Annotated in this window: 19 protein-coding genes; 4 read left to right on the top strand and 15 right to left on the bottom strand. The window is 61.0% G+C overall.

The window, feature by feature from the left end:
• The first annotated feature begins 146 nt into the window (after positions 1-146).
• A complete protein-coding gene (locus FQ192_RS33400) occupies positions 147-1,157 on the top strand; it encodes an extracellular solute-binding protein (protein ID WP_149662220.1) in 1,011 nt (336 codons plus the stop codon).
• The gene (locus FQ192_RS33395; RefSeq protein ID WP_149662219.1) at positions 1,157-2,722 is read left to right on the top strand and encodes an iron ABC transporter permease; all 1,566 of its coding nucleotides are present in this window, start codon (positions 1,157-1,159) and stop codon (positions 2,720-2,722) included. The genes FQ192_RS33400 and FQ192_RS33395 overlap by 1 nt, the downstream gene beginning before the upstream one ends.
• Positions 2,723-2,819: 97 nt before the next feature.
• Here FQ192_RS33395 and FQ192_RS33390 read toward each other — a convergent pair whose 3' ends face one another.
• The 12 genes from FQ192_RS33390 to FQ192_RS33335 form a co-directional block, all read right to left on the bottom strand.
• Positions 2,820-4,754: a methyl-accepting chemotaxis protein gene (locus FQ192_RS33390; RefSeq protein WP_149662218.1), complete on the bottom strand. Its 1,935-nt coding sequence runs from the start codon at positions 4,752-4,754 to the stop codon at positions 2,820-2,822.
• A 149-nt stretch (positions 4,755-4,903) separates the two neighbouring features.
• A complete protein-coding gene (locus FQ192_RS33385) occupies positions 4,904-6,196 on the bottom strand; it encodes an adenylosuccinate synthase (protein ID WP_010464193.1) in 1,293 nt (430 codons plus the stop codon).
• A 54-nt stretch (positions 6,197-6,250) separates the two neighbouring features.
• A complete protein-coding gene (locus tag FQ192_RS33380) occupies positions 6,251-7,438 on the bottom strand; it encodes an ATP phosphoribosyltransferase regulatory subunit (RefSeq protein WP_133839431.1) in 1,188 nt (395 codons plus the stop codon).
• Positions 7,439-7,752: 314 nt separating this feature from the next.
• A complete protein-coding gene (hflC, locus tag FQ192_RS33375; protein WP_149662217.1) occupies positions 7,753-8,622 on the bottom strand; it encodes a protease modulator HflC in 870 nt (289 codons plus the stop codon).
• Entirely contained in the window at positions 8,622-9,794 is a 1,173-nt protein-coding gene (gene hflK / locus FQ192_RS33370; protein ID WP_054053363.1) for an FtsH protease activity modulator HflK, read from the bottom strand. The genes hflC and hflK overlap by 1 nt, the downstream gene beginning before the upstream one ends.
• Positions 9,795-9,890: 96 nt before the next feature.
• Complete coding sequence (gene hflX / locus FQ192_RS33365) at positions 9,891-11,192, bottom strand: ribosome rescue GTPase HflX (RefSeq protein ID WP_149662216.1); 1,302 nt, start codon at positions 11,190-11,192, stop codon at positions 9,891-9,893.
• Between the two features lie 12 nt (positions 11,193-11,204).
• Positions 11,205-11,465, bottom strand: a complete 261-nt coding sequence (hfq, locus tag FQ192_RS33360) for an RNA chaperone Hfq (protein WP_007902656.1) — start codon at positions 11,463-11,465, stop codon at positions 11,205-11,207.
• A gap of 94 nt (positions 11,466-11,559) precedes the next feature.
• Positions 11,560-12,531: a tRNA (adenosine(37)-N6)-dimethylallyltransferase MiaA gene (miaA, locus tag FQ192_RS33355; protein ID WP_149662215.1), complete on the bottom strand. Its 972-nt coding sequence runs from the start codon at positions 12,529-12,531 to the stop codon at positions 11,560-11,562.
• Positions 12,531-14,441, bottom strand: a complete 1,911-nt coding sequence (gene mutL, locus FQ192_RS33350; RefSeq protein WP_149662214.1) for a DNA mismatch repair endonuclease MutL — start codon at positions 14,439-14,441, stop codon at positions 12,531-12,533. Before mutL ends, miaA begins: the two co-directional genes overlap by 1 nt.
• Positions 14,438-15,868, bottom strand: a complete 1,431-nt coding sequence (locus tag FQ192_RS33345; RefSeq protein WP_149662213.1) for an N-acetylmuramoyl-L-alanine amidase — start codon at positions 15,866-15,868, stop codon at positions 14,438-14,440. The genes mutL and FQ192_RS33345 overlap by 4 nt, the downstream gene beginning before the upstream one ends.
• Positions 15,869-16,339 (bottom strand): tRNA (adenosine(37)-N6)-threonylcarbamoyltransferase complex ATPase subunit type 1 TsaE, encoded by a 471-nt coding sequence (gene tsaE, locus FQ192_RS33340; protein ID WP_123402435.1) that lies wholly within the window; start codon positions 16,337-16,339, stop codon positions 15,869-15,871.
• Positions 16,327-17,826, bottom strand: coding sequence for an NAD(P)H-hydrate dehydratase (locus tag FQ192_RS33335; RefSeq protein ID WP_149662212.1), 1,500 nt, complete (start codon positions 17,824-17,826; stop codon positions 16,327-16,329). Before FQ192_RS33335 ends, tsaE begins: the two co-directional genes overlap by 13 nt.
• Positions 17,827-17,889: 63 nt before the next feature.
• Between FQ192_RS33335 and queG the strand changes: the two genes are divergently transcribed.
• The gene (queG, locus tag FQ192_RS33330) at positions 17,890-18,954 is read left to right on the top strand and encodes a tRNA epoxyqueuosine(34) reductase QueG (protein ID WP_149662211.1); all 1,065 of its coding nucleotides are present in this window, start codon (positions 17,890-17,892) and stop codon (positions 18,952-18,954) included.
• Positions 18,955-18,993: 39 nt separating this feature from the next.
• On the opposite strand, the gene FQ192_RS33325 is transcribed toward queG, so the two are convergent.
• Both FQ192_RS33325 and orn read right to left on the bottom strand, forming a co-directional pair.
• On the bottom strand, positions 18,994-19,605 hold the full coding sequence (locus FQ192_RS33325; protein WP_133839442.1) for a trimeric intracellular cation channel family protein: 612 nt from the start codon (positions 19,603-19,605) through the stop codon (positions 18,994-18,996).
• A 217-nt stretch (positions 19,606-19,822) separates the two neighbouring features.
• Entirely contained in the window at positions 19,823-20,365 is a 543-nt protein-coding gene (gene orn / locus FQ192_RS33320) for an oligoribonuclease (protein ID WP_123510830.1), read from the bottom strand.
• Positions 20,366-20,472: 107 nt separating this feature from the next.
• On the opposite strand from orn, the gene rsgA reads away from it, so the two are divergent.
• Positions 20,473-21,504: a small ribosomal subunit biogenesis GTPase RsgA gene (gene rsgA / locus FQ192_RS33315; RefSeq protein WP_123402441.1), complete on the top strand. Its 1,032-nt coding sequence runs from the start codon at positions 20,473-20,475 to the stop codon at positions 21,502-21,504.
• A gap of 92 nt (positions 21,505-21,596) precedes the next feature.
• Here rsgA and FQ192_RS33310 read toward each other — a convergent pair whose 3' ends face one another.
• Positions 21,597-21,866, bottom strand: coding sequence for a hypothetical protein (locus tag FQ192_RS33310; RefSeq protein ID WP_149662210.1), 270 nt, complete (start codon positions 21,864-21,866; stop codon positions 21,597-21,599).
• Between the last annotated feature and the right edge of the window lie 455 nt (positions 21,867-22,321).

Genomic DNA, 22,321 nt, shown 5'->3' with positions numbered 1-22,321 from the left:
CTCGCGATGGCGCCCTTGAGATCGCCATCGCGAGCAAGCTTTGCTCCTACAGGTCAGGCATACGGATTTTGGGAGGCGCACTTGAGAAACAATATCGTTTATCATTGTTGCAAGTTTTTGCAATGCGACAGTGAGGAACCCTGCGAATGACGTTTCGAAATACCCTGCGCCGTAATCTGACCTTTACCCTGCTCGGCCTGGCACTCGCCACTCCCCTCACCCAAGCCGCCGACCCGGTTTCCCTGACACTCTACAACGGCCAACACAAGGAAGTCGGTGACGCTGTCGCCAAAGCCTTCGAAGCCAAGACCGGGATTCACGTCAATGTGCGCAAGGGCAGCAGCAACCAGCTCGCCAGCCAGGTCGTCGAAGAAGGCGACCGCTCCCCCGCCGACGTGATCTACACCGAAGAATCGCCGCCACTGAACAAACTCGGCGAACAAGGCCTGCTGGCCCAGACCGACGCCGCCACCCTGGCTGTCCTGCCAAAAGACTATGTCGCCGGCAATGGCACCTGGATCGGCATCACCGCCCGGGTCCGCGTGGTCGCCTTCAACCCGAAACTGATCGACGAAAAAGACCTGCCCAAATCGGTGATGGAATTCTCCGATCCAAAATGGCAAGGCAAGGTCGGCTTCGTACCCACCAGCGGCGCCTTCCAGGAACAAGCCGTGGCGATCATCAAGACCCACGGTATGGACGCTGCCGAAGAATGGCTGACTGGCCTGCGCGCGTTCGGCAAGATCTACAGCAACAACATGGTTGCGCTCAAAGCCGTGGAAAACGGCGAAGTCGCCACCGTATTGGTGAACAACTACTACTGGTTCGCCTTGCAGCGCGAAAAAGGCCAGCTCGATTCGAAACTGCATTACTTCACCGGCGGCGATGTCGGTGGCTTGATCACCGTTTCCAGCGCCGCCGTGCTGAAATCCAGCAAGCATCCAAAAGAAGCCCAGCAATTGCTCGCCTACATGGCCAGCGAAGAAGGTCAGCGCGTGATCACCCAGACCACCGCCGAATACCCGCTGCACAAAGGCATGGAATCGGATCGCGGGCTCAAGCCGTTCAGCGAACTCCAAGCGCCGAAAGTCACCCCGGCCGACCTCGGCAACGCCGAAGAAGCCCTGGACCTGGAACGTGACGTTGGCTTGAACTGATGAGCGCATCGCTATCCGCCCCCGCCTCGCGCGGGCGTTACGTGCCACGGCGTAAACGGCCGCCGATCTGGTTGCTGCTGCCGGTGTTGCTGCTGGTGGTGCTCAGCCTGTTGCCGCTGGCCTATGTCGGGCTCAAGACCTGGCAGGCGGGCTGGGCCGAGGCGCTGCATTTGCTTTGGCGGCCGTATGTGTTTGGCCTGCTGCGCAACACGTTGTCGCTGATGATTGGCGTGACGCTGGCTTGCGGGGTGATCGGGTTGTCCCTGGCCTGGCTGCTGGAGCGCAGCAATCTGAAGGGCCGGCGAATCTGGGGTGTGATCCTGTGCTTGCCGTTTGCCGTTCCGGCATTCGTCAGCAGCTTTACCTGGGTGTCCCTCAGCTCGCACTTCGAAGGGTTAGGCGGGGCGATTCTGGTGATGACCCTGTCCAAGTATCCGCTGGTGTTTCTGCCAGTGGCGGCGACCCTGCGCAATCTTGATCCCTCGCTGGAAGAATCCGCCCGCACCCTGGGGCAGAATCGTTGGGGCGTGTTTCTCCGCATCACCCTGCCACTACTCTGGCCGTCCTTGCTGGCCGGCTCACTGCTGATTGCGCTGCACATGCTGGTGGAATTCGGCGCGCTGTCGATCATCGGCCTGCAAACCTTCACCACGGCGATCTATCAACAGTTCGAACTGGAATTCAGCAACGCCAATGCGGCGATGCTGTCGGCGGTGCTTCTGGCGCTGTGCCTGGTGCTGCTGTGGCTGGAGCTGCGAGTGCGTGGCAAGGGTCGACATGTGCGGACCGGCCAAGGCGCCGCGCGACATGCAGAACAAGTTCGATTAGGGCCGTGGGCCGCCGCCGGACAGGTTTACTGCCTGGCGCTGGCGATCATCGGCAGCGGCATTCCGCTGGGGATGTTGGCGTATTGGCTGGCAGTCGGCTCGTCAGCAGCCTTCCCGGTGGCGGCGATCAGCGAAGCGTTGCTGTCGTCGCTCGCGCTGTCGCTGGGCGGCGCAGCGTTGTGCCTGGTGCTGGCAGTGCCTGTGGGCTTGCTGGTGGTGCGCTACAAAGGCCAATTGGCAATCTGGGCCGAGCGCTTGCCGTATCTGCTGCACGCGCTCCCCGGCCTGGTGATTGCGCTGACCCTGGTGTATTTCGCCCTGCACTACGTGCCGGCGCTGTACCAGACGTCGACGTTGCTGCTGATCGCTTATGCGCTGCTGTTTCTGCCGCTGGCCCAGGCGCCGATTCGTACGGCACTGAACAAGGCAGCACCGCAACTGGAAGAGGCGGCCCGCACGCTGGGCGCGTCGTCTTTCAGCGCGTTTTGCCGGGTGACCTTGCCGATCATCTTCCCCGCATTGGGCGCGGCGTTTGCGCTGGTGTTTCTGGATGCGATGAAGGAACTGACGGCGACGCTGCTACTGAGCCCGACCGGGCTGAATACGTTGGCGACGGAAGTGTGGGCGCATACCGCGAACGTGGAGTTTGCGGCGGCGGCACCTTATGCGGCGTTGTTGATTTTGGTGTCGGGGTTGCCGGTGTACCTGTTAACAACTCGAATGTATTTGAGCCGTTGAAAAGCTTCGCGGGCAAGCCTCGCTCCTACAAGGATCACGCAATCCCCTGTAGGAGCGAGGCTTGCCCGCGAAGGCGCCAGCCCCGTCAATACAAATCCTAAGCCCTGAACTGCCCCAGGCTCGCCTTCAACTGCGCCGCCAACCCATCCAGCACTTTGCCGCTGGCCGTGGTTTCCACCACCGCCTGAGCCGCTTTCTCCGCCTGTGCATGAATCGTCTCAACCCGACCCCGCACCGCTTGCGCACCTTGCGCCTGATGCGCCGCTGCCTGGGTCGCCAGGCCGATTGCCGCATGCACTTGCTCGACCGAGGCCTGCACCGACTGCTGCAACCGCGCGCTGTCACGCAACACCAGCAAACCTTCACTGGCCTGACGCCCGGCCTGCCCAATCGCGGCAACGGCCTCACGCGCGCCTTGCTGCAAGGCAACGATGTGCGCCTGGATATCGCCGGTAGAGCTTTGCGTCTTGCTCGCCAGCGCCCGCACTTCGTCCGCCACCACGGCAAACCCGCGACCGGTCTCGCCCGCCCGCGCCGCTTCGATGGCCGCGTTCAGCGCCAGCAGGTTGGTTTGCTCGGCGATCCCGTGAATCACCGTCAACACCACTTCAATTTGTTCACTCTGCTGCGCCAGACGCTCGATAACTTTCGCGCCGGTATCGACCTGGCCGGCCAACGCCTCGATCAGGCTGCCGACCTTGGCCGAAGTCCGGGTGTTCTCATCAGTCGCCGAACGGATATCCACCACTTGCTGCAAGGCGGCCTGCATCGCATGGCTTTCCGATTGCGCTTCATCGGCCATTTGCGACAACGCACGCAGGCTCTCGGCGACTTCATCACGCTGCATGCCCGCCGCTTTATCGGCCCCGGCATTGCGCAAGGTCATGGCGCCGATTTCCACGCCAGTACGCTGAGCCACGTCGCCCGCTTCGCGCACGATCGGCTGCAACTTATCCACAAAGCGATTGACTGCCGAAGCCATGTCGCCGATTTCGTCCTTGCTGTTGATCTGCACACGCTTGGTCAGATCGCCCTCGCCCGCCGCCAGATCATCCATGGCCGCAATCAGCAGCTTCAGGCGATTGACCACACGACGCCCCAGCACCACGGCCAGCAACAGCAATACGCCGAAACCCACCACCGCCAGGCCCATGCCGATGCGCCAGCGCAAGGTGCCCGCCGCTTCCTGCACGGTGCTGGTGGTATTGGCCTGCATTTGCGAAGCCGTGGACTGCGCCGACTTCAGACGCGCGCCCATCGCTGCTGCGCTGTCCGCCGCCGCGCCTTTGAGGCTGTCGCCGACCAGTTGATCACTGCTGGCGATCAGCGCCGAGAAGCGCTTGTCGAGGGCCGCCAGGTCGACTTCCACCGACGCCGTGGAGACGCCCATCAAGACTTTGCCGATTTCCACACCATTGGGGCTGATCGAAGCTTCGAGGTAGTAGACCGATGGATCGTTCTTCGCCGCATCCAGCACTTTGTCCAGAGCGCGCTCGCCCTGGCCTTTCTCCAGCAGCGCCTTGTTGATCGGGTTCTCACGGTTCAAATAACGCGTCAGGTGCTGGCCAGTGGCGTCGTCGTAGATCACGAACAACACGTTGGGATTGCGCTGGGCCCGGCGGGCGAATTCGGACAGGGTTGGAACGTCGCTGTCCCACATGGCGCGAGGTGCGACCGAAGCCAGTAGCTGCGCCATGTCATTGGCGGAGTCCTTCAGGTCTTTTTCCAATGTCCCACGCAACTGCGCCTGCTCGTCCTTCAGACGCGAGGACAAACCGGCAGTGAGCCGTTGACGGGTGTTGGTCGACAGGCTGTCCAGGCTCGACGTGACTTCACGCCCCGCCTGCTCCAGTTCACCGGAGAGCTTTTGACTGTCAGCCCCCAGGCGTACACCGAGATCGGCTTCCAGTGCAGTCACCGTGCTCCGAGTCAGGGCGACGGCAACCAGCACTTGCACCAAAAGGGCGATACCTAGGGTAACGAACACAGGCCGCAGAAGACGGCTTTGTAACAGTGAGAGAATGGCTGACACTTAAAATCCCTCTGCTTGGCGCCATTAAATTGATGGCGCACTGGAAGCGATGCTTTTAATCAACATCACAGCAAAGGTCGTGCCGTCCGACAGGCAGATACGACAAAGGCCCCAAATGAGGGGCCTTTGCGTTTTACATCAACGACTTATTAAGCGAACGGATGGCGCAAAACGATGGTTTCGTTGCGGTCCGGGCCCGTCGAAATAATGTCAATCGGCGCACCGACCAACTCTTCAACGCGTTTGATGTAGTTGCGAGCGGCTTGCGGCAGCTCTTCCAGGGTCTTGGCACCGACGGTGGATTCGGTCCAGCCTGGCATCTCTTCGTACACGGGCTCGAGGCCGATGTAGCTGTCGGCGTCGGTCGGTGCGTCGATCACTGCACCATCCTGGTTCTTGTAGCCGACACAGATGTTGATGGTTTCCAGGCCGTCCAGCACGTCCAGCTTGGTCAGGCACAGGCCCGAGATGCTGTTGACGTCGATAGCGCGACGCAGGATGACGGCATCGAACCAGCCGCAACGACGGGCACGGCCGGTGGTAGCACCGAACTCGTGGCCACGCTTGGCCAGGAACGCGCCAACGTCGTCGAACAGCTCAGTCGGGAACGGACCCGAACCGACGCGAGTGGTGTAGGCCTTGGTGATGCCGAGGATGTAATCCAGGTACATCGGACCGAAACCCGAACCGGTGGCGATGCCGCCCGCGGTGGTGTTGGAGCTGGTGACGTACGGGTAGGTACCGTGGTCGATGTCCAGCAGGGAGCCTTGGGCGCCTTCGAACATGATGTCTTTGCCAGCGCGACGCAGCTCGTGCAGCTCGGCGGTGACGTCGAGCATCATCGGCTTGAGCAGCTCGGCGTATTCCATGCACTCGTCGAGTGTCTTCTGGAAGTCGATCGCTGGCTCTTTGTAGTAATTGACCAGGACGAAGTTGTGGTAATCCAGCAACTCGCCCAGCTTGGCGGCGAAACGCTCACGGTGGAACAGGTCACCGATGCGCAGGCCGCGACGGGCAACTTTATCTTCGTAAGCCGGGCCGATGCCGCGACCGGTGGTGCCGATCTTCAGCTCGCCACGGGCCTTTTCACGCGCCTGGTCCAGCGCGACGTGATAGGACAGGATCAGCGGGCAGGACGGGCTGATACGCAGGCGCTCACGCACCGGTACGCCTTTCTCTTCCAGCTTGATGATCTCGCGCAGCAGAGCGTCCGGTGCAACCACCACGCCGTTGCCGATCAGGCACTGCACGCCTTCGCGCAGCACGCCCGACGGGATCAGGTGCAAGACGGTTTTCTCGCCGTCGATCACCAGGGTGTGACCCGCGTTGTGGCCACCTTGGTAGCGCACTACGGCGGCAGCATGTTCGGTCAGCAGATCAACGATCTTGCCTTTGCCCTCATCACCCCATTGGGTGCCCAGGACTACGACATTCTTACCCATAACACTTGTCCTCATTCGCGCAAACTTGGTGCCGGCAGCCGCCGGCAGGAAAACTCAAGAAGCCAGCGGCAATACTTGCCAAAGCCCGTTCTGCTGAATCAATTGCCGGTCGCAGTCCGCTTCACGGGCGGCGGCCAATGGTTGCCCAGGCAAAGCCTGGACGACACGCTGACCCTCACTGCGCAACTGGCAAACCTGCTGCCAGAGTGCCGCATCCGTACTGTCAGGCATCCAGATACCGCCAGACGGTAGCTCGATCTCAGCACGCCCCAGGGTCACCAGGGTTTTCAAATCGGTGGAGAAGCCGGTTGCCGGACGGGCACGACCGAAGTCAGCGCCGATGTCGTCGTAACGACCGCCCTGGGCAATGGACTGGCCAACACCCGGCACGAACACGGCGAACACCACACCGGTGTGGTAGTGGTAGCCGCGCAATTCACCCAGATCGAAGTAAAGCGGTAACTCCGGGAAACGCGTGGACAGACGATCGGCGATGGCCAGCAAGTCTTCCAGCGCAGCGAGTACCGGCGCCGGCGCATTGGCCAGGCGCTCACGGGCAGCGCTCAATACTTCACGCCCGCCACACAGGTCGACCAACGCCCGCAGCATGCCCGACAGATCGGCGGGCAGGCCTTCGGTCAAGGTAATGACCTCGTCGATGGCCTTGCGTTGCAATGCGTCGAACAATTGCTGCTCGGTTTCACCGGACAAACCGGCGGCGCGAGCGAGGCCACGGTAGATGCCGACATGGCCGAGATCCATGTGCACATCCGGCACATCGGCCAGTTGCAGCATGGCCAGCATCAGGCTGATGACTTCCACGTCGCTGCTCGGGCTGGCATCGCCGTACAACTCGGCGCCCAACTGGATCGGGCTGCGCGACGACGACAAGGCCCGCGGCTGCGCATGCAGCACGCTACCGGCGTAGCACAGGCGGCTCGGACCTTCGCGGCGCAGGGTGTGCGCATCGATGCGCGCCACTTGCGGCGTGATGTCAGCACGAAAACCCATCTGCCGGCCCGATTGCGGGTCGATGACCTTGAAGGTACGCAGATCCAGGTCCTGGCCCGCGCCGGTCAGCAGGGATTCCAGGTACTCGATATGGGGAGTCACGACAAACTCGTAACCCCAGCTCTGGAACAGATCCAACACCTGACGACGCGCGACTTCAATGCGCGCCGCTTCTGGTGGCAGTACTTCTTCGATGCCATCTGGCAGCAGCCAGCGGTCTACCGTTGCCATTACGCCATTCCCCTATGATCCGGGCGGCCAGCCGTTGGGCGAGCCTTGAGTGAAGCAGAAAATGATCGGCCCATGTGCAAACAACGCGCATGAACGACGTGGCGAAAAGCCTGAAACCGGCTTCGCCAACCACTTTCCTCGAAAAACCTGTCGAGTCATTCAACTCGGGCGCCTGCAAAAAACCACAATCAAACGTGCAGACGCAAAAAAGCCGGGAATTTCCCGGCTGCCGCATCATACACACGTTTTCCCAAAGGATCACCCCGCCCGAGGTTTTAGCCGCCAGGCGGGGGATGATTCAGGTCAACGCCGTATCAAGGCTTGGCTTTTTCCAGGTAACGGAAGAAGTCGCTGCCTGGGTCCAGGACCATGACGTCGGTTTTGTTCGCGAAGCTTTCACGGTAGGCACGCAGGCTACGGTAGAACGCGTAGAACTCCTGGTCCTGGCCGTAGGCCTTGGAGTAGATCGAAGCCGCCTGGGCGTCACCGTCACCGCGAACCTCTTCGGATTCACGATAGGCTTCGGCCAGCAACACGCGGCGTTGACGATCGGCGTCGGCACGGATGCCTTCGGCCAGCTCGTTACCCTTGGCGCGGTGCTCGCGAGCTTCACGCTCACGCTCGGTGCTCATACGTTCGAACACGCTGCGGTTTACTTCTTTCGGCAGGTCGATGGCCTTGACCCGGACATCGACAACCTCGATACCCAGCTCTTTTTCCGCCATCTTGTTAAGCGAAGCGGTGATGTCAGCCATCAGCGCGTCACGTTCACCGGAAACCACCTCGTGCAGGGTGCGCTTACCAAACTGGTCACGCAGGCCCGATTCCAGACGACGGGACAGACGTTCATCGGCAATCTGCTTGAGACCGGAGGTCGCGGTGTAGAAGCGCTCGGCATCTTTCACGCGCCACTTGGCGTAGGCATCGACCATGACGGCTTTCTTTTCCAGCGTCAGGAAGCGTTGTGTCGGTGCATCCAGCGTCATCAGGCGTGCGTCGAATTTGCGCACCTGGTTAACGTAAGGCACCTTCACATGCAGGCCCGGCTGAACATCGGTCTGGACCACACGACCGAATTGCAGCATTACCGCACGCTCGGTCTGACCCACGATGTAGAAGCAGTTCCAGGCTGCGATCGCCACGACGACGCAGACAATAAGGGCGATCAGCGATTTATTGCTCATCAGCGACTCTCCCTGGTACGTGCTTGCTGTTGTTGCAGATCAGCGGCTGCACGGGCATTCGCTTCATTGCTGCTGGCTGCCGCGCCCGTTACCGGTGCGCTGGTGCTGCGGCCACTGTCGATCATCTTGTCCAGCGGCAAGTACAGCAGATTGCTCTGACCATTCTTGTTGCCGGTCACGAGAACCTTGCTGGTGTTGGTGAAGACTTCTTGCATGGTGTCCAGGTACAGACGCTCGCGGGTAACTTCAGGAGCCTTGCGGTACTCGGCGACCAGCTTGGTGAAGCGATCCGCCTCACCCTTGGCGCGCGAGACCGTTTCGTCGCGGTAACCGTTGGCATCTTCAAGGATACGCTGGGCCTGGCCACGGGCTTCCGGCACGACGCCGTTGGCGTAGGTTTCAGCCTGGTTGCGCGAACGCTGCTCGTCTTCACGGGCTCGGATCACGTCATCGAAGGCTTCCTGGACTTCACGCGGTGCGGCTGCGTTCTGTACGTTGACCTGGGTGACGGTGATACCGGTGCGATAGGTATCGAGGAAACGCTGCAAACGTTCCTTGATTTCGCTGGCCATCAACTCACGACCTTCGGTCAGGACCTGGTCCATGGCGGTGGAACCCACCACGTGGCGCAAGGCGCTGTCGGTCGCTTGCTGCAGGCTGATTTCCGGCTGGTCGACGTTCAGCACGAAGTCCTGCAGGTTGCTGATCTTGTACTGCACGGTCAGCGGCACTTCGACGATGTTCTCGTCTTCAGTCAGCATCTGGCCTTGCTTGGTGTACGAACGCTCACGCGTGACGTTTTCCATGTACTTCTTGTCGATCGGCGGGAAGTAGATGTTCAGGCCCGGGCCGACGGTTTCGTAGTACTTGCCGAAGCGCAGCACCACGGCTTGCTCCTGCTCGTCGACCACGTAGACCGCGCTGTATAGCCAGACGGCAGCGAGCACGACCAGGCCGATGCCGAGCAGGCCGCCGAAGCCGCCACTCTTGCCCGAACCACCGCCGTCATCACCGCGTTTTTTACCACCACCGAACAACCCGTTCAGGCTTTCCTGCAGCTTTCGGAAGGCCTCGTCGAGATCCGGTGGCCCCTTGCGGTCGCCGTTATTGCGGCGCTTGCCACCCCAAGGATCCTGATTATTCGAGTTGCCACCCGGCTCATTCCAAGCCATAGCGCTCTCCATCTGATAAAGCAAAGACGCACCCACGGCGCGCCGACCAATGCTACAGAATGCCTGTCACCACGGCACAACCGCTTTCTCAGGCTTTTATTGCAAAGTGTGTTGCTCGAGGAAGTCCATCGGTTGCAGGCCTTCGCGGCTCACCAGTCGATTCAACTCGACCCGAGGCAAGCGGACGGCCAGCAGGCTGATGCCCTCTTCGTCGTGTTCTTCTTTCTGTACCGCACCGAGTTCGAAAAACTGCGCACGCAGTCGAGCAAAACGTTGCGGTAAGCGCAAGGTGCCAACAAACAAATCACCGCCCAGCAACTCGGCAATGGCTTGCTCAAGCAATTCCAGACCACTGCCATCACGCGCCGACAGCCAGACCCGCTGGGGCTTGCCGTTTTCATCACGCTGGATTTGTGGCTCAACGCCTTCAAGCAAATCGAGTTTGTTATAGACCTCAAGGATCGGCAAGTCCTGGGCTCCAATCTCGCCCAGCACCACCATCACCTGCTCGATCTGCAACATGCGATCCGGTTCGGCCGCATCGATCACGTGCAACAGCAGGTCCGAGTTGCTCGACTCTTCGAGCGTAGACCGAAATGCCTCGACCAGTTTGTGCGGCAAGTGGCGGATGAAACCCACCGTGTCGGCCAGGACAATCGGCCCCAGGTCGTCGAGTTCCAGACGGCGTAAGGTCGGGTCCAGCGTGGCGAACAACTGGTCAGCCGCGTACACGTCGGATTTCGTCACGTTATTGAAGAGCGTGGATTTGCCGGCGTTGGTATACCCCACCAGAGACACGGTAGGAATATCCGCACGCGTGCGGCCGCGTCGCGACTGTTCCCGCTGACTGCGCACTTTTTCCAGCCGACCCTTGATCTGTCGCAGGCGAACCCGCAGCAGACGGCGGTCGGTTTCCAACTGGGTTTCACCCGGGCCACGCATACCGATACCGCCACCCTGACGCTCAAGGTGAGTCCAGCCACGAACCAGCCGTGTGCTCATGTGGTCAAGCTGGGCCAGTTCGACCTGGAGCTTGCCTTCATGGGTACGGGCGCGCTGGGCAAAAATATCGAGAATCAGACCGGTACGGTCGATCACGCGACACTCGAAAACACGTTCGAGGTTACGTTCCTGACTGGGCGTGAGGATGTGATTGAAGATGACCAGATCGGCCTCTTTGGCATGGACCAGGTCGCGCAGTTCCTCGACCTTGCCGCTGCCAATCAGGAATTTGGCAGTTGGCCGATGACGCGGCACGTTAAAAAACGCAACGGTCTCGGCGCCAGCCGAATTAGCCAATTCCTGAAACTCCTGCGGATCTTCGCGCGCCTCAGGGTCCTGTCCATCCAAGTGAACGAGGATCACTCGTTCACCACCACCGTGGCGCTCAAAGAACAAAGGAGACTCCTATCAGGCGTTACCTGGCTCAGCGTCACCCGCTTCCGATTCGGTTGCGCTAGGCAGACGAATTGGACGAACCGGTACCACTGTCGAGATAGCGTGCTTGTAAACCATCTGGCTAACGGTGTTTTTCAGCAGGATGACGAACTGGTCGAAAGACTCGATCGTGCCTTGCAGTTTGATCCCGTTGACCAGGTAGATGGACACCCCAACTTTCTCTTTACGTAAAGTATTCAAGTAAGGGTCTTGTAGCGAATGCCCTTTTGACATGTGCCGCACTCCTTTAAGGATTCAATATAAAAAATAGGTAAACAGATGGCTTGTGGCCGTCACACCCCCAAGGATAGACGGCAATTGCAAGGACTCAGCTCAATATGGAGATGGTCCCGAGGTATTTCAAGGCGCGCGGCAGATTGTCGCAATCCAGGCTGTCCAACCAATGTAAATCAGCCCAACTGCGCAGCCAGGTGAACTGGCGCTTTGCCAATTGGCGCGTGGCAATGATCCCACGCTCCTGCATCTCGGCTTGCGTCAGCTTGCCATCCAGGTAGTCCCAGACTTGTCGGTACCCTACAGCGCGTATGGATGGCAACCCTGAATGCAGGTCACTTCTCGTACGCAGGGCTACGACCTCGTCGATGAATCCCTGTTCCAACATATTTGTGAATCTTTGTTTAATACGCTCGTGCAGTACCTGGCGATTTGCCGGGGCGATAGCCAAGTTCGCGACAGTATAGGGCAATTGTTGCAGTCCCGAAGCGGCTGCTTCAGTACTTTGCGCAGATTGTATGAGGCGCAGCTCGGTCATGCTCTGACCGCTCACGCGATAAACTTCCAGCGCTCGACTGAGGCGTTGGGGATCGTTCGGGTGAATGCGCGCCGCAGAAACCGGGTCAATCACTGCCAATTGGTCGTGCAAGGCTTGCCAGCCAAGGCGTTCAGCCTCTTCTTCGATTTGCGCGCGAACCTCGGGATCGGCCGCCGGCATTTGCGCCAGTCCTTCGACCAAAGCCTTGTAGTAGAGCATCGTGCCGCCTACAAGCAGCGGAATTTTTCCCCGCGAAGTGATCTCGGCCATCGCCTCAAGGGCATCACGACGGAAATCCGCGGCGGAATAGCTCTCGGCCGGGTCGAGAATATCGATCAACCGGTGCGGGAACTCGGCCAGAATTTCTTTGGAAGGCTTGGCAGTGCCGATGTCCATGCCTCGGTAGACCAGCGCCGAATCGACACTGATCAGCTCGCACGGCAGGACTTTTGTCAGCTCGATGGCCAGGTCGGTCTTGCCCGCTGCGGTCGGGCCCATCAGGAAAATCGCTGGAGGGAGCTGGCTCATCAACGGCCGCGCAAGAACAGTTTGTCCAGATCGTCCAGGCCCAATTGGGTCCAGGTCGGTCGGCCATGGTTGCATTGACCGCTGCGCTCGGTGTTTTCCATGTCCCGCAGCAGACCGTTCATTTCGGGTATCGCCAGGCGCCGATTGGCCCGGATCGCACCGTGGCAGGCCATGGTGCCGAGCAGTTCGTTCAAGTGCGCCTGGATCCGGTCACTGGTGCCGTATTCCATCAGGTCGGCCAGTACGTCGCTGACCAAGCGATTGGCTTCGGCCTGCTTGAGCAACGCCGGGATCTGCCGGATCGCCAGGGTTTCCGGGCCCAGGCGCTGCAATTCAAAGCCCAGGCGCTGGAACCACGCGACGTTCTCTTCGGCGCAATCGGCTTCGCGCTGGCTCACCGCCAGGGATTCCGGCACCAACAGCGGTTGGCCGCTCAAGCCTTCGCTGGCCATGGCCACTTTCAGGCGTTCATACATGATCCGCTCGTGGGCGGCGTGCATGTCCACCAGCACCAGGCCCTGGGCGTTTTCCGACAGGATATAAATGCCCTTGAGCTGCGCCAGTGCGTAACCCAACGGCGGAATATCATCCTGCCCGGCGGGCAGCGCGACCGCATTGGCTTCCGGCAACGGCGCGAAAAACTCGCGATACGCCGCTTGAGCCTCAGCCACCGGCACGCCGGATTGAGGTTTTGGTGTGTACTGATATTGATAACCGGCGCCAGCGCCCGAGCCTGCCGCCGTATTAAAGGTCGGCTGCGCCTGAGGCTGTTCCAGCAAAGCATTGGCCGCGAGGCGCATTTCGCCCTGTGGACCGAACTCGCCGGCATCGATGCCGGTAGGCCGAACAATGGCCGTCGCCACCGGCGCCGCCAGATGATCTTCCGGCCGCACATCGCCCAAGGCGCGGTGCAAGGTGCCGTAGAGGAAATCGTGAACCATGCGCCCGTCACGGAAGCGCACTTCGTGTTTGGTCGGGTGCACGTTGACGTCGACGCCTGCCGGATCGACTTCGAAAAACAGCACGAAGGTCGGATGCCGGCCGTTGAACAGCACGTCGCGATAGGCCTGGCGCACCGCGTGGGCCACCAGTTTGTCGCGCACCGCACGGCCGTTCACAAAGAAATACTGCAAGTCCGCCTGGCTGCGGTTGAACGTCGGCAAGCCGACCCAACCCCACAAATGCAGGCCATTGCGCTCGATTTCGATCGGCAGCGCCTGCTCCAGGAACCCCGAGCCGCAAATCGCCGCCACACGCCGGGCGCGGGCCGCGTCGTCATGGGCTTCGTGCAGGCTGAGGATGGTCTTGCCGTTGTGGCGCAAATGGAACGCCACGTCGAAACGCGCCAGGGCCAGGCGCTTGATCACTTCTTGCAGGTGATCGAATTCGGTTTTTTCGGTCTTGAGAAACTTGCGCCGGGCCGGGGTATTGAAAAACAGGTCGCGCACTTCCACCGAAGTACCGACCGGGTGAGCCGCCGGTTGCACGCGCGGCGCCATGTCCCGGCCTTCGGTTTCGACTTGCCAGGCTTGATCGGCATCTTTGGTGCGAGACGTCAGGGTCAGTCGCGCCACGGAGCTGATCGACGCCAGCGCTTCGCCGCGAAACCCGAGGCTCATCACCTGTTCGAGGTCTTCAAGGTTACGAATTTTGCTGGTGGCGTGTCGCGCCAGGGCCAGCGGCAGGTCATCGGCGGAAATGCCGCTGCCGTCGTCGCGCACTCGCAGCAACTTGACGCCGCCCTGCTCGACATCGACGTCGATGCGTTTGGCACCGGAGTCGAGGCTGTTTTCCAGCAACTCCTTGATCACCGAAGCCGGGCGCTCAACCACCTCACCGGCGGCAATCTGGTTCGCCAGTCGCGGGCTGAGCAGCTCGATGCGAGCGGTATTGGTCAGCGCCTGATTCATTCTTTGGCCGCCAGTTCAGTGCCGGGAATGGTCAGAGTCTGACCGATCTTCAGCTCATCGCTTTTCAGGTTGTTGGCGCTGCGCAGGGTCGCTGGGGACACCTGGTAACGCACGGCGATCATCGCCAGGGTTTCGCCGGGGCTGACGCGATGGTCGCGTGGGCCTTGGGCGATCTTGCCGGAATCACGCAGCCAGGCGATGTAGGTGCCCGGTGGTGGATTCTGCTGGAAGAACTGGCGAACACCGGCGCTGATGGAACGCGCGAGGGCCTGCTGATGGCTCGCCCCGGACAACTTGTTCGCTTCGTTAGCATTGGAGATGAAGCCGGTTTCCACCAGGATCGATGGGATGTCCGGCGATTTCAGCACCATGAACCCGGCCTGCTCCACCCGTTGTTTGTGCAACGGCGTGACGCGGCTGATGTTGCTCAAGACTTTTTGACCAACGTTCAGACTGGACGTCAGGGACGCCGTCATCGACAAATCGAGCAGTACGCCGGCCAGCATGCGGTCCTTATCGTCGAGGCTGACGCTGCCGGCACCACCGATCAAGTCGGAACGGTTTTCGCTGTCGGCCAGCCAACGGGCCGTTTCCGACGTGGCGCCGCGATCCGACAGGGCAAACACCGAGGCACCGAAGGCCGCCGAAGACGGCGCGGCGTCGGCGTGGATCGAGACGAACAGGTCGGCGCCTTTCTTGCGGGCGATTTCGGTACGGCCACGCAACGGGATGAAGTAGTCGCCGGTGCGGGTCAGTTCGGCGCGGAAGCCTTTCATGCCGTTGACCTGGCGCTGCAACTCACGGGCGATGGCCAACACCACGTCTTTCTCATGCTGACCGCGCGAGCCCGAAGCGCCCGGGTCTTCGCCGCCGTGGCCGGCATCGATCACCACAATAATGTCGCGTTTGCCCGCCGGAGCCGGCGGCAGTTTCACCGGCGGATCGATCGGGGTCACTGGCACCGGGGCCACAGTCGCGACGTTGGTCGGCGGCGGCGGAATCGGGGCAGCGGCTTCGGCGCTATCAAACAGGTCGACCACCAGACGATTGCCGTACTGGGCGTTCGGCGCCAGGGTGAAGCTTTTCGGCGTGACGGCTTTTTTCAGGTCGATGACCACCCGCAAGTCGGTCGGCGTGCGCTGGGCCGAACGCATGGCGGTAATCGGGCTGTTGGAGGCGTTGACTTTGAGCGGCGCACCGAGGGTCGCGCCGTTGATGTCGATGACCAGCCGATCCGGCGAAGTCAGGGTGAAAACGCTGTGTTGTACCGGCCCCGAGAGGTCGAACACCAGTCGTGTGTTATCCGGAGCTCGCCACAGGCGAACGCTGTTGACCTTCGTTTCGGCCACAGCGTCGACGGTCACCGCCAAAAACAACAATCCTACGGCAGCTACCATCGCGCGAAAGCGCATACCTGACCCCATCATTTAATTGGTTTCCAATGCCAAAGCGGCACACCACGACTCGCCACGCGAGCCCTGGGATAAAATTTTCAGCGAACGCCCGCTGTCTTGCGGGCTAATGGTAATGGTCAGGTCGGGCTTTGGCAAAAAGCCTGCACCCTTCTGGGGCCATTCAATCAGACACATGGCATCGTCATCGAAGTAATCGCGGATGCCGAGGTATTCCAGTTCCTCCGGATCGACCAGTCGATACAGGTCGAAATGGAAGGCACGGATGTCGCCAATCTCGTAGGGCTCGACCAGGGTGAAGGTCGGACTTTTTACCGCGCCCACATGCCCCAAGCCCCGGATGATGCCCCGGGACAGCGTGGTTTTGCCCGCGCCCAGATCGCCCTCGAGAAAAATCAGACCGTGCCCTTGGGTGGTTTTTGCTATGCGAGCACCGAATGCGGTCATCGCCTCTTCATCAGCCAGGTACAGGGTTACTTCAGACACGGTGCTTGCTCCTCCAACAACTGACGAATGGCCGGGATCAGATCACTGGCCGCCAGCCCACGGCCCGATTTACCTTGTTGCGCGCCAGCATTGGCGTGAAGCCAGACCGCCAGGCAGGCGGCATCGAAAGCGTTCATGCCTTGGGCGAGCAAGGCGCCGACCAGACCGGCCAGCACATCGCCCAACCCAGCCGTAGCCATCGCCGGATGGCCCTGATGACACACCGACAACCGCCCGTCGGGACTGGCGATCAGGCTGCCAGCGCCTTTCAGAATGACTACTGCTGTGTATTTTTTGCTCAATGCGTGCGCGGCGGCGGGACGGTCGGCCTGTACTTGTGCGGTGCTGATGCCGAGCAAACGCGCCGCTTCGCCCGGATGCGGGGTGATGATGCAATCGATGGGCAGTTTCACCTGTTCTTCGGCGAGCATGTTCAGCGCATCGGCGTCCCAGACTTGCGGCAACGGCGCGCTGGCCGCTGCGGACAGCAGGCTGCGGCCCCAACCGGCCTGACCGAGACCGGGGCCGACCACCAATACAGATACTTTTTCCAGCAAACCCATCAGCTGATTGGATGACGAGGTGCCAAGCACCATCGCCTCCGGGATTCTCGCCAACGCAGCGGGCACATGTTCGCTGCGAGTGGCCACGGACACCATGCCCGCGCCACTGCGAAGCGCACTTTGCGTACTCAGCAGGATCGCGCCGCCAAAACCGCGATCACCGCCGATCAGCAGCACATGACCGAACTTGCCTTTATGGGAGGTTGGTGCCCGAGGGGCCAGGAGCGGCAGGTTATTAGCGCCTAAACGACGGGCGCTGATCGCGGCGCTCTCAAGAATTTGCGGATCGGCGTGTAAATCGTTGAACACCAGTTCACCGACCACGTCCGCCGCATCACCAGTGAACAGGCCCAGCTTCAAACCGATAAACGTCACGGTGAGATCCGCCCGAACCGCCGCGCCGAGCAGGCGACCGGTATCGGCGCACAGTCCCGATGGGATATCCACCGCCGCCACCGGCAAGCCACTGGCGTTGATCGCGGCGATGGCGCTGGCGTAGGGCTCACGGACCTCGCCCGTCAGGCCGGTGCCGAGCAAGGCATCGAGGACGATGCCGCGCAACTTGGTGTCGGCGGTCCAGGCTTCGATGAATACGCTCTCGCTCAAGGCCTCGGCATGAGCCCGCGCCGCATCACCTTGCAATCGCTGGGGCTCACCGACCGCCAGCACCCGCACTTGCCATCCGGCACGCTGGGCCAATACCGCCACCAGATAACCGTCGCCTGCGTTATTGCCGTGACCCGCCAGCACAGTCAATTCGTTGGCCGTCGGCCACTGACGGACCAACGCCCGCCACGTCGCTCGCGCCGCCCGCTGCATCAATTCGAAGCCCGGCGTCCCGGCCGCGATCAGGCTCGCATCGAGCCCTCGCACTTGCGCGGCGCTGTACAGCGCGTCGGGTAAATCATCTTTAGTGTGCGGCATGCGTCTTCGGGCTCCGATGTCTGGCAGAATTATACGCACCTCAGCTCCGGTTTCTCTCGTCTCATGCCCGCTATTACTACAGACCTGCCCGCCCTCGCCCAATCCATCAAGGACTGGGGCCGCGAGCTGGGCTTCCAGCAAGTCGGCATCAGCGGCCTGGACCTCGCCGAGCATGAGCAGCACCTGGAGCGCTGGCTCGCAGCCGGCTACCACGGCGAAATGGACTACATGGGCGCCCACGGCAGCAAACGCTCGCACCCGGAAGAACTGGTGCCCGGCACTTTGCGTGTAGTGTCGCTGCGCATGGACTACCTGCCCGGCGACACGCAAATGGCGCAATTACTCGCCCAACCGGAAAAAGCCTACGTATCGCGTTATGCCTTGGGCCGCGATTACCACAAATTGATCCGTAAACGTGTGCAACAACTGGCGGATAAAATTCAGGCCGAGATCGGCCCCTTCGGTTTCCGCGCCTTCGTCGACAGCGCCCCGGTGCTGGAAAAAGCCATCGCCGAGAAGGCTGGCCTGGGATGGATCGGCAAAAACACCCTGGTCTTGAATCGCAAGGCCGGCAGTTACTTCTTCCTCAGCGAACTGTTTGTCGACTTGCCGCTGCCGGAAGACCCGCCCCACTCAACTGAACATTGCGGCCGCTGCACCGCCTGCCTGGACATTTGCCCGACCAACGCTTTCGTCGGCCCTTACGTACTGGACGCCCGGCGCTGCATTTCCTACCTGACCATCGAACTGAAAAGCGCGATCCCGGAAGACTTGCGACCGCTGATCGGCAATCGGGTGTTCGGCTGTGATGATTGCCAGATCGTCTGCCCGTGGAACCGCTTCGCCCGTCCGTCCGGGGAAAGCGACTTCAAGCCACGGCACAATCTGGACAATGCGCAATTGGCCGAGCTGTTCATGTGGGACGAAGATAAGTTTCTCAGCAGTACCGAAGGTTCACCGTTACGCCGCGCCGGTTATGAGCGCTGGTTGCGCAATCTGGCGGTGGGGTTGGGTAATGCGCCGTCGAGTATTCCGGTGTTGGAGGCGTTGAAGGCGCGCCGGGAATATCCGTCAGAGTTGGTGCGCGAACATGTGGAGTGGGCGTTGAAACAACACGGTCTAGCGTAGGAGCAGCCTTCGGCAGCTCCTAAAGGGACCCTGTGTAAATCAGGCTTCGTCGTTGTAGACGAACTTCGGCATTTCCCAATGAAACCGGATCGCCAGCAACCGCAGCAAAAAACCGCCGAACAAGGTGATCAGGATCGCCTGCTCCCCCGGTAATTCCAGATAGATGCAGAGCATGTAGCACCACGCGGCCGCGAACGAGACGCTGGCGTAGAGCTCGCGACGGAAGATCAGCGGGATGTCGTTGCAGAAGATATCTCGGAGGATGCCGCCGAATACCCCGGTGATCACACCGCTGACCGAGGCCACCAACATGCCGTGGCCCATTTCCAGCGCAGTCATGCAGCCGATCAGGGTGAACGCCACCAGACCCACGGCATCGAGCACCAGGAACAGCGAGCGCAGGTGCCGCATCCAGCGCGCGGCGAACACCGTGAACATCGCGGCGACCGAGGTCAGGATCAGGTATTCCGGGTGCTTGACCCAGGTCAGGGGGTAGTGGCCGAGCAGCACGTCACGCACCGAACCGCCGCCCAACGCCGTGACGCAGGCGATCAGTACCACACCAAACCAGTCCATGCCCCGACGGCCGGCAGACAGCGCGCCGGTCATGGCTTCGGCGGTGATGGCAATCAGATAGAGCATCAGCAACATGGTGGCGGTCCTGGCAGGAAGGCGCGCAGTCTAGCCATTTAGTCGCGGCACCAAAAGGGGGCAACAGAAACCACTGGGACCTGTGGCGAGGGCGCTTGGCCCCGTTGGAGTGCGAAGCACTCCCCTGCATTCCGCCAGTCACACCGCATTCTCAGGTGTTACGACTGCTTCGCAGCCGAACGGGGGCAAGCCCCCTAGCCACAAAGGCACCGCAGGATCAGAACTTGATGAAATGCTTACGGTAATGCTGCAACTCAGCAATCGACTCGCGGATATCGTCCAGCGCCAGGTGCGTGCTGCCCTTCTGGAAGCTGTCGCGCACGTCCGGCGCCCAGCGTGCAGCCAGTTCTTTGAGGGTCGACACGTCGAGGTTGCGGTAGTGGAAGTAGCTTTCCAACGCTTTCATGTGCGTATAAAGGAAGCGACGGTCCTGGCAGATGCTGTTGCCACAGATCGGCGACTTGCCCTTCGGCACCCATTTTTCCAGGAAGGCGATGGTTTCGGCCTCGGCTTCGGCCATGCTGATGCGGCTGTCGCGCACGCGCTGGGTCAGGCCCGAGCCGCCGTGTTGACGGGTATTCCACTCGTCCATGCCAGCCAGGATCGCGTCGCTGTGATGGATCGCGATCACCGGGCCTTCGGCCAGGGTGTTCAGGTCACTGTCGGTGACAATGGTCGCCATCTCGATGATGACGTCGGTATCAGGGTTCAAACCGGTCATTTCCAGGTCGATCCAGATCAGATTCTGCGGGTTTTGCATGTGTCGGCTCCTAGGCAATGCTGCGCAGTTTAGCCTAGGCAAGTGGCCGGGCGTGCTAAACTCGCGGCCGTTTTACCTAATCGCTGCATTCTTGATACGGAACACCCATGGCCAAACGCCAACTCAATCGTCGTCAAAACTGGCGCATCGAAAAAATTCAGGGCGAACGCGCTGCCCGCGCCGCCAAACGCGAGTCCTCGGCTGTCGAGGCACTTGAGGGCGGCGACCTGGGTCCGGAACAGACGGGCCTGGTGATCGCGCACTTCGGTGTGCAGGTCGAAGTCGAAGCGCTTGAAGGCGAGCTGGCCGGCGAAGTGTTCCGTTGCCACTTGCGCGCCAACCTGCCCGCGCTGGTGACCGGCGATCAGGTGGTCTGGCGTGCCGGCAACCAGGGCATCGGTGTAATCGTGGCGCAACTGCCGCGTAAAACCGAGCTCTGCCGCCCGGACAGCCGTGGCCAGCTCAAACCCGTAGCGGCCAACGTCGACATGATCGTCATCGTCTTCGCCCCGCTGCCCGAGCCCCACGCCAACCTGATCGACCGCTATCTGGTCGCTGCTGAGCACGCCGGGATTCGTCCGCTGCTGCTGCTCAACAAATTCGACCTGATCGACGAACAGAACGCCCCGGCCCTGAACGCCTTGCTGGCGGTCTACCGCACGCTCGGCTACCCGGTGCTCGAAGTGTCGGCCCACCACGGCAACGGCATGGAGCAATTGCAGGAACAACTGGACGGACGCATCAGCGTCTTCGTCGGCCAGTCCGGCGTCGGCAAGTCCTCGCTGGTCAACAGCCTGCTGCCGGAAGTCGAAACCCGCGTCGGCCCGCTGTCCGAACTCTCCGGCCAGGGCACCCACACCACCACCACCGCGCGGTTGTTCCACTTCCCCGGCGGCGGTGAACTGATCGACTCCCCGGGCATCCGTGAATTCGGTCTGGGCCACGTCAGCCGCGCCGACGTCGAAGCCGGGTTCATCGAGTTCAACGACTTGATCGGCACCTGCCGCTTCCGCGATTGCAAACATGATCGTGAACCGGGGTGTGCGTTACTCAAAGCGTTGGAAGATGGGCGTGTGCAGCAGCAACGGATGAACAGCTATCGCTCGATCATCGCGAGTTTGCCGGAAACTAGTTACTAAGTAGCCATGATCATTTTCGTGATGCCATGAAAATGATCAGCCGTTTCCAGCAAACACTAAAAAGCCGCGATCATCTCGCGGCTTTCTGGTTTTCAAAGCACTGCTTTTTCCAGCTTCCAACCCAACGCATCCAAGGCGTCACAGCCATCCTGAATCAACATATGCGCAGCATTGGCAAAATGCTCCAGATCGTGACCTTCAGCGTCTTTGACGCACAGGCAGGTGACGCTGTTGAGCAGATTGCGGGCAGCTTTGATTCGGTGGGTGGCGGTTTCGAGGAGGTCAGTGACTTTGGCTTCGGTGTCGATGTACAGCGTCGGGCCGACGCTGAAATTGCCTTGGAGCGGGTGGTACTTAGCCATGGGGTCAAAACTCCGTTAACGGTCGAGAGATATCATCTGTAATTCGACCGGCTAAGATCGGTCACCGCACTGGCAGCAACGGGCGAAACTATAGGCAGATGCTCGCAGGACTGAGAACCCCGAACCGCAATTTCAGACCGTTCCTACAACCACTCATCTCGCCAGCAAACCGCATCCAACAGGAAAACGCGCCCCACCGACAATAAGGTCGGCTATCAGGCCGTCTTCGCGGGCAAGCCTCGCTCCTACAGGGATCGTGCCCACGCTGAAAATGGATCAGCAGAACGCACGCGCCCGAACCAGGCCGGCTATCAGGCCGCCTCGCGGTGCGATGCACGCCCCCTCGAGAGGCCGAGTGGAGGTTCTGCGCAGTGGGCAACCCGGCATGGATGCCGGGTTAGCCGCCCCCGGCCATGGATGGCCGATGGCGGCGGGCCCACGGAGCAGGACCGGAG

The organism is Pseudomonas sp. ANT_J12, assembly GCF_008370045.1.
Lineage (GTDB): Bacteria > Pseudomonadota > Gammaproteobacteria > Pseudomonadales > Pseudomonadaceae > Aquipseudomonas.
This window is presented reverse-complemented; position numbering and strand designations above follow the sequence as displayed.

What these genes read in the sequence shown, in the direction of transcription:
- FQ192_RS33400 (WP_149662220.1), top strand. Translation starts at nt 147, where the DNA reads ATGACGTTTCGAAATACCCTGCGCCGTAATCTGACCTTTACCCTGCTC.
- FQ192_RS33395 (WP_149662219.1), top strand. Translation starts at nt 1,157, where the DNA reads ATGAGCGCATCGCTATCCGCCCCCGCCTCGCGCGGGCGTTACGTGCCA.
- FQ192_RS33385 (WP_010464193.1), bottom strand. Translation starts at nt 6,196, where the DNA reads ATGGGTAAGAATGTCGTAGTCCTGGGCACCCAATGGGGTGATGAGGGC.
- FQ192_RS33380 (WP_133839431.1), bottom strand. Translation starts at nt 7,438, where the DNA reads ATGGCAACGGTAGACCGCTGGCTGCTGCCAGATGGCATCGAAGAAGTA.
- hflC (WP_149662217.1), bottom strand. Translation starts at nt 8,622, where the DNA reads ATGAGCAATAAATCGCTGATCGCCCTTATTGTCTGCGTCGTCGTGGCG.
- hflK (WP_054053363.1), bottom strand. Translation starts at nt 9,794, where the DNA reads ATGGCTTGGAATGAGCCGGGTGGCAACTCGAATAATCAGGATCCTTGG.
- hfq (WP_007902656.1), bottom strand. Translation starts at nt 11,465, where the DNA reads ATGTCAAAAGGGCATTCGCTACAAGACCCTTACTTGAATACTTTACGT.
- miaA (WP_149662215.1), bottom strand. Translation starts at nt 12,531, where the DNA reads ATGAGCCAGCTCCCTCCAGCGATTTTCCTGATGGGCCCGACCGCAGCG.
- mutL (WP_149662214.1), bottom strand. Translation starts at nt 14,441, where the DNA reads ATGAATCAGGCGCTGACCAATACCGCTCGCATCGAGCTGCTCAGCCCG.
- FQ192_RS33345 (WP_149662213.1), bottom strand. Translation starts at nt 15,868, where the DNA reads ATGATGGGGTCAGGTATGCGCTTTCGCGCGATGGTAGCTGCCGTAGGA.
- FQ192_RS33335 (WP_149662212.1), bottom strand. Translation starts at nt 17,826, where the DNA reads ATGCCGCACACTAAAGATGATTTACCCGACGCGCTGTACAGCGCCGCG.
- queG (WP_149662211.1), top strand. Translation starts at nt 17,890, where the DNA reads ATGCCCGCTATTACTACAGACCTGCCCGCCCTCGCCCAATCCATCAAG.
- FQ192_RS33325 (WP_133839442.1), bottom strand. Translation starts at nt 19,605, where the DNA reads ATGTTGCTGATGCTCTATCTGATTGCCATCACCGCCGAAGCCATGACC.
- orn (WP_123510830.1), bottom strand. Translation starts at nt 20,365, where the DNA reads ATGCAAAACCCGCAGAATCTGATCTGGATCGACCTGGAAATGACCGGT.
- rsgA (WP_123402441.1), top strand. Translation starts at nt 20,473, where the DNA reads ATGGCCAAACGCCAACTCAATCGTCGTCAAAACTGGCGCATCGAAAAA.
- FQ192_RS33310 (WP_149662210.1), bottom strand. Translation starts at nt 21,866, where the DNA reads ATGGCTAAGTACCACCCGCTCCAAGGCAATTTCAGCGTCGGCCCGACG.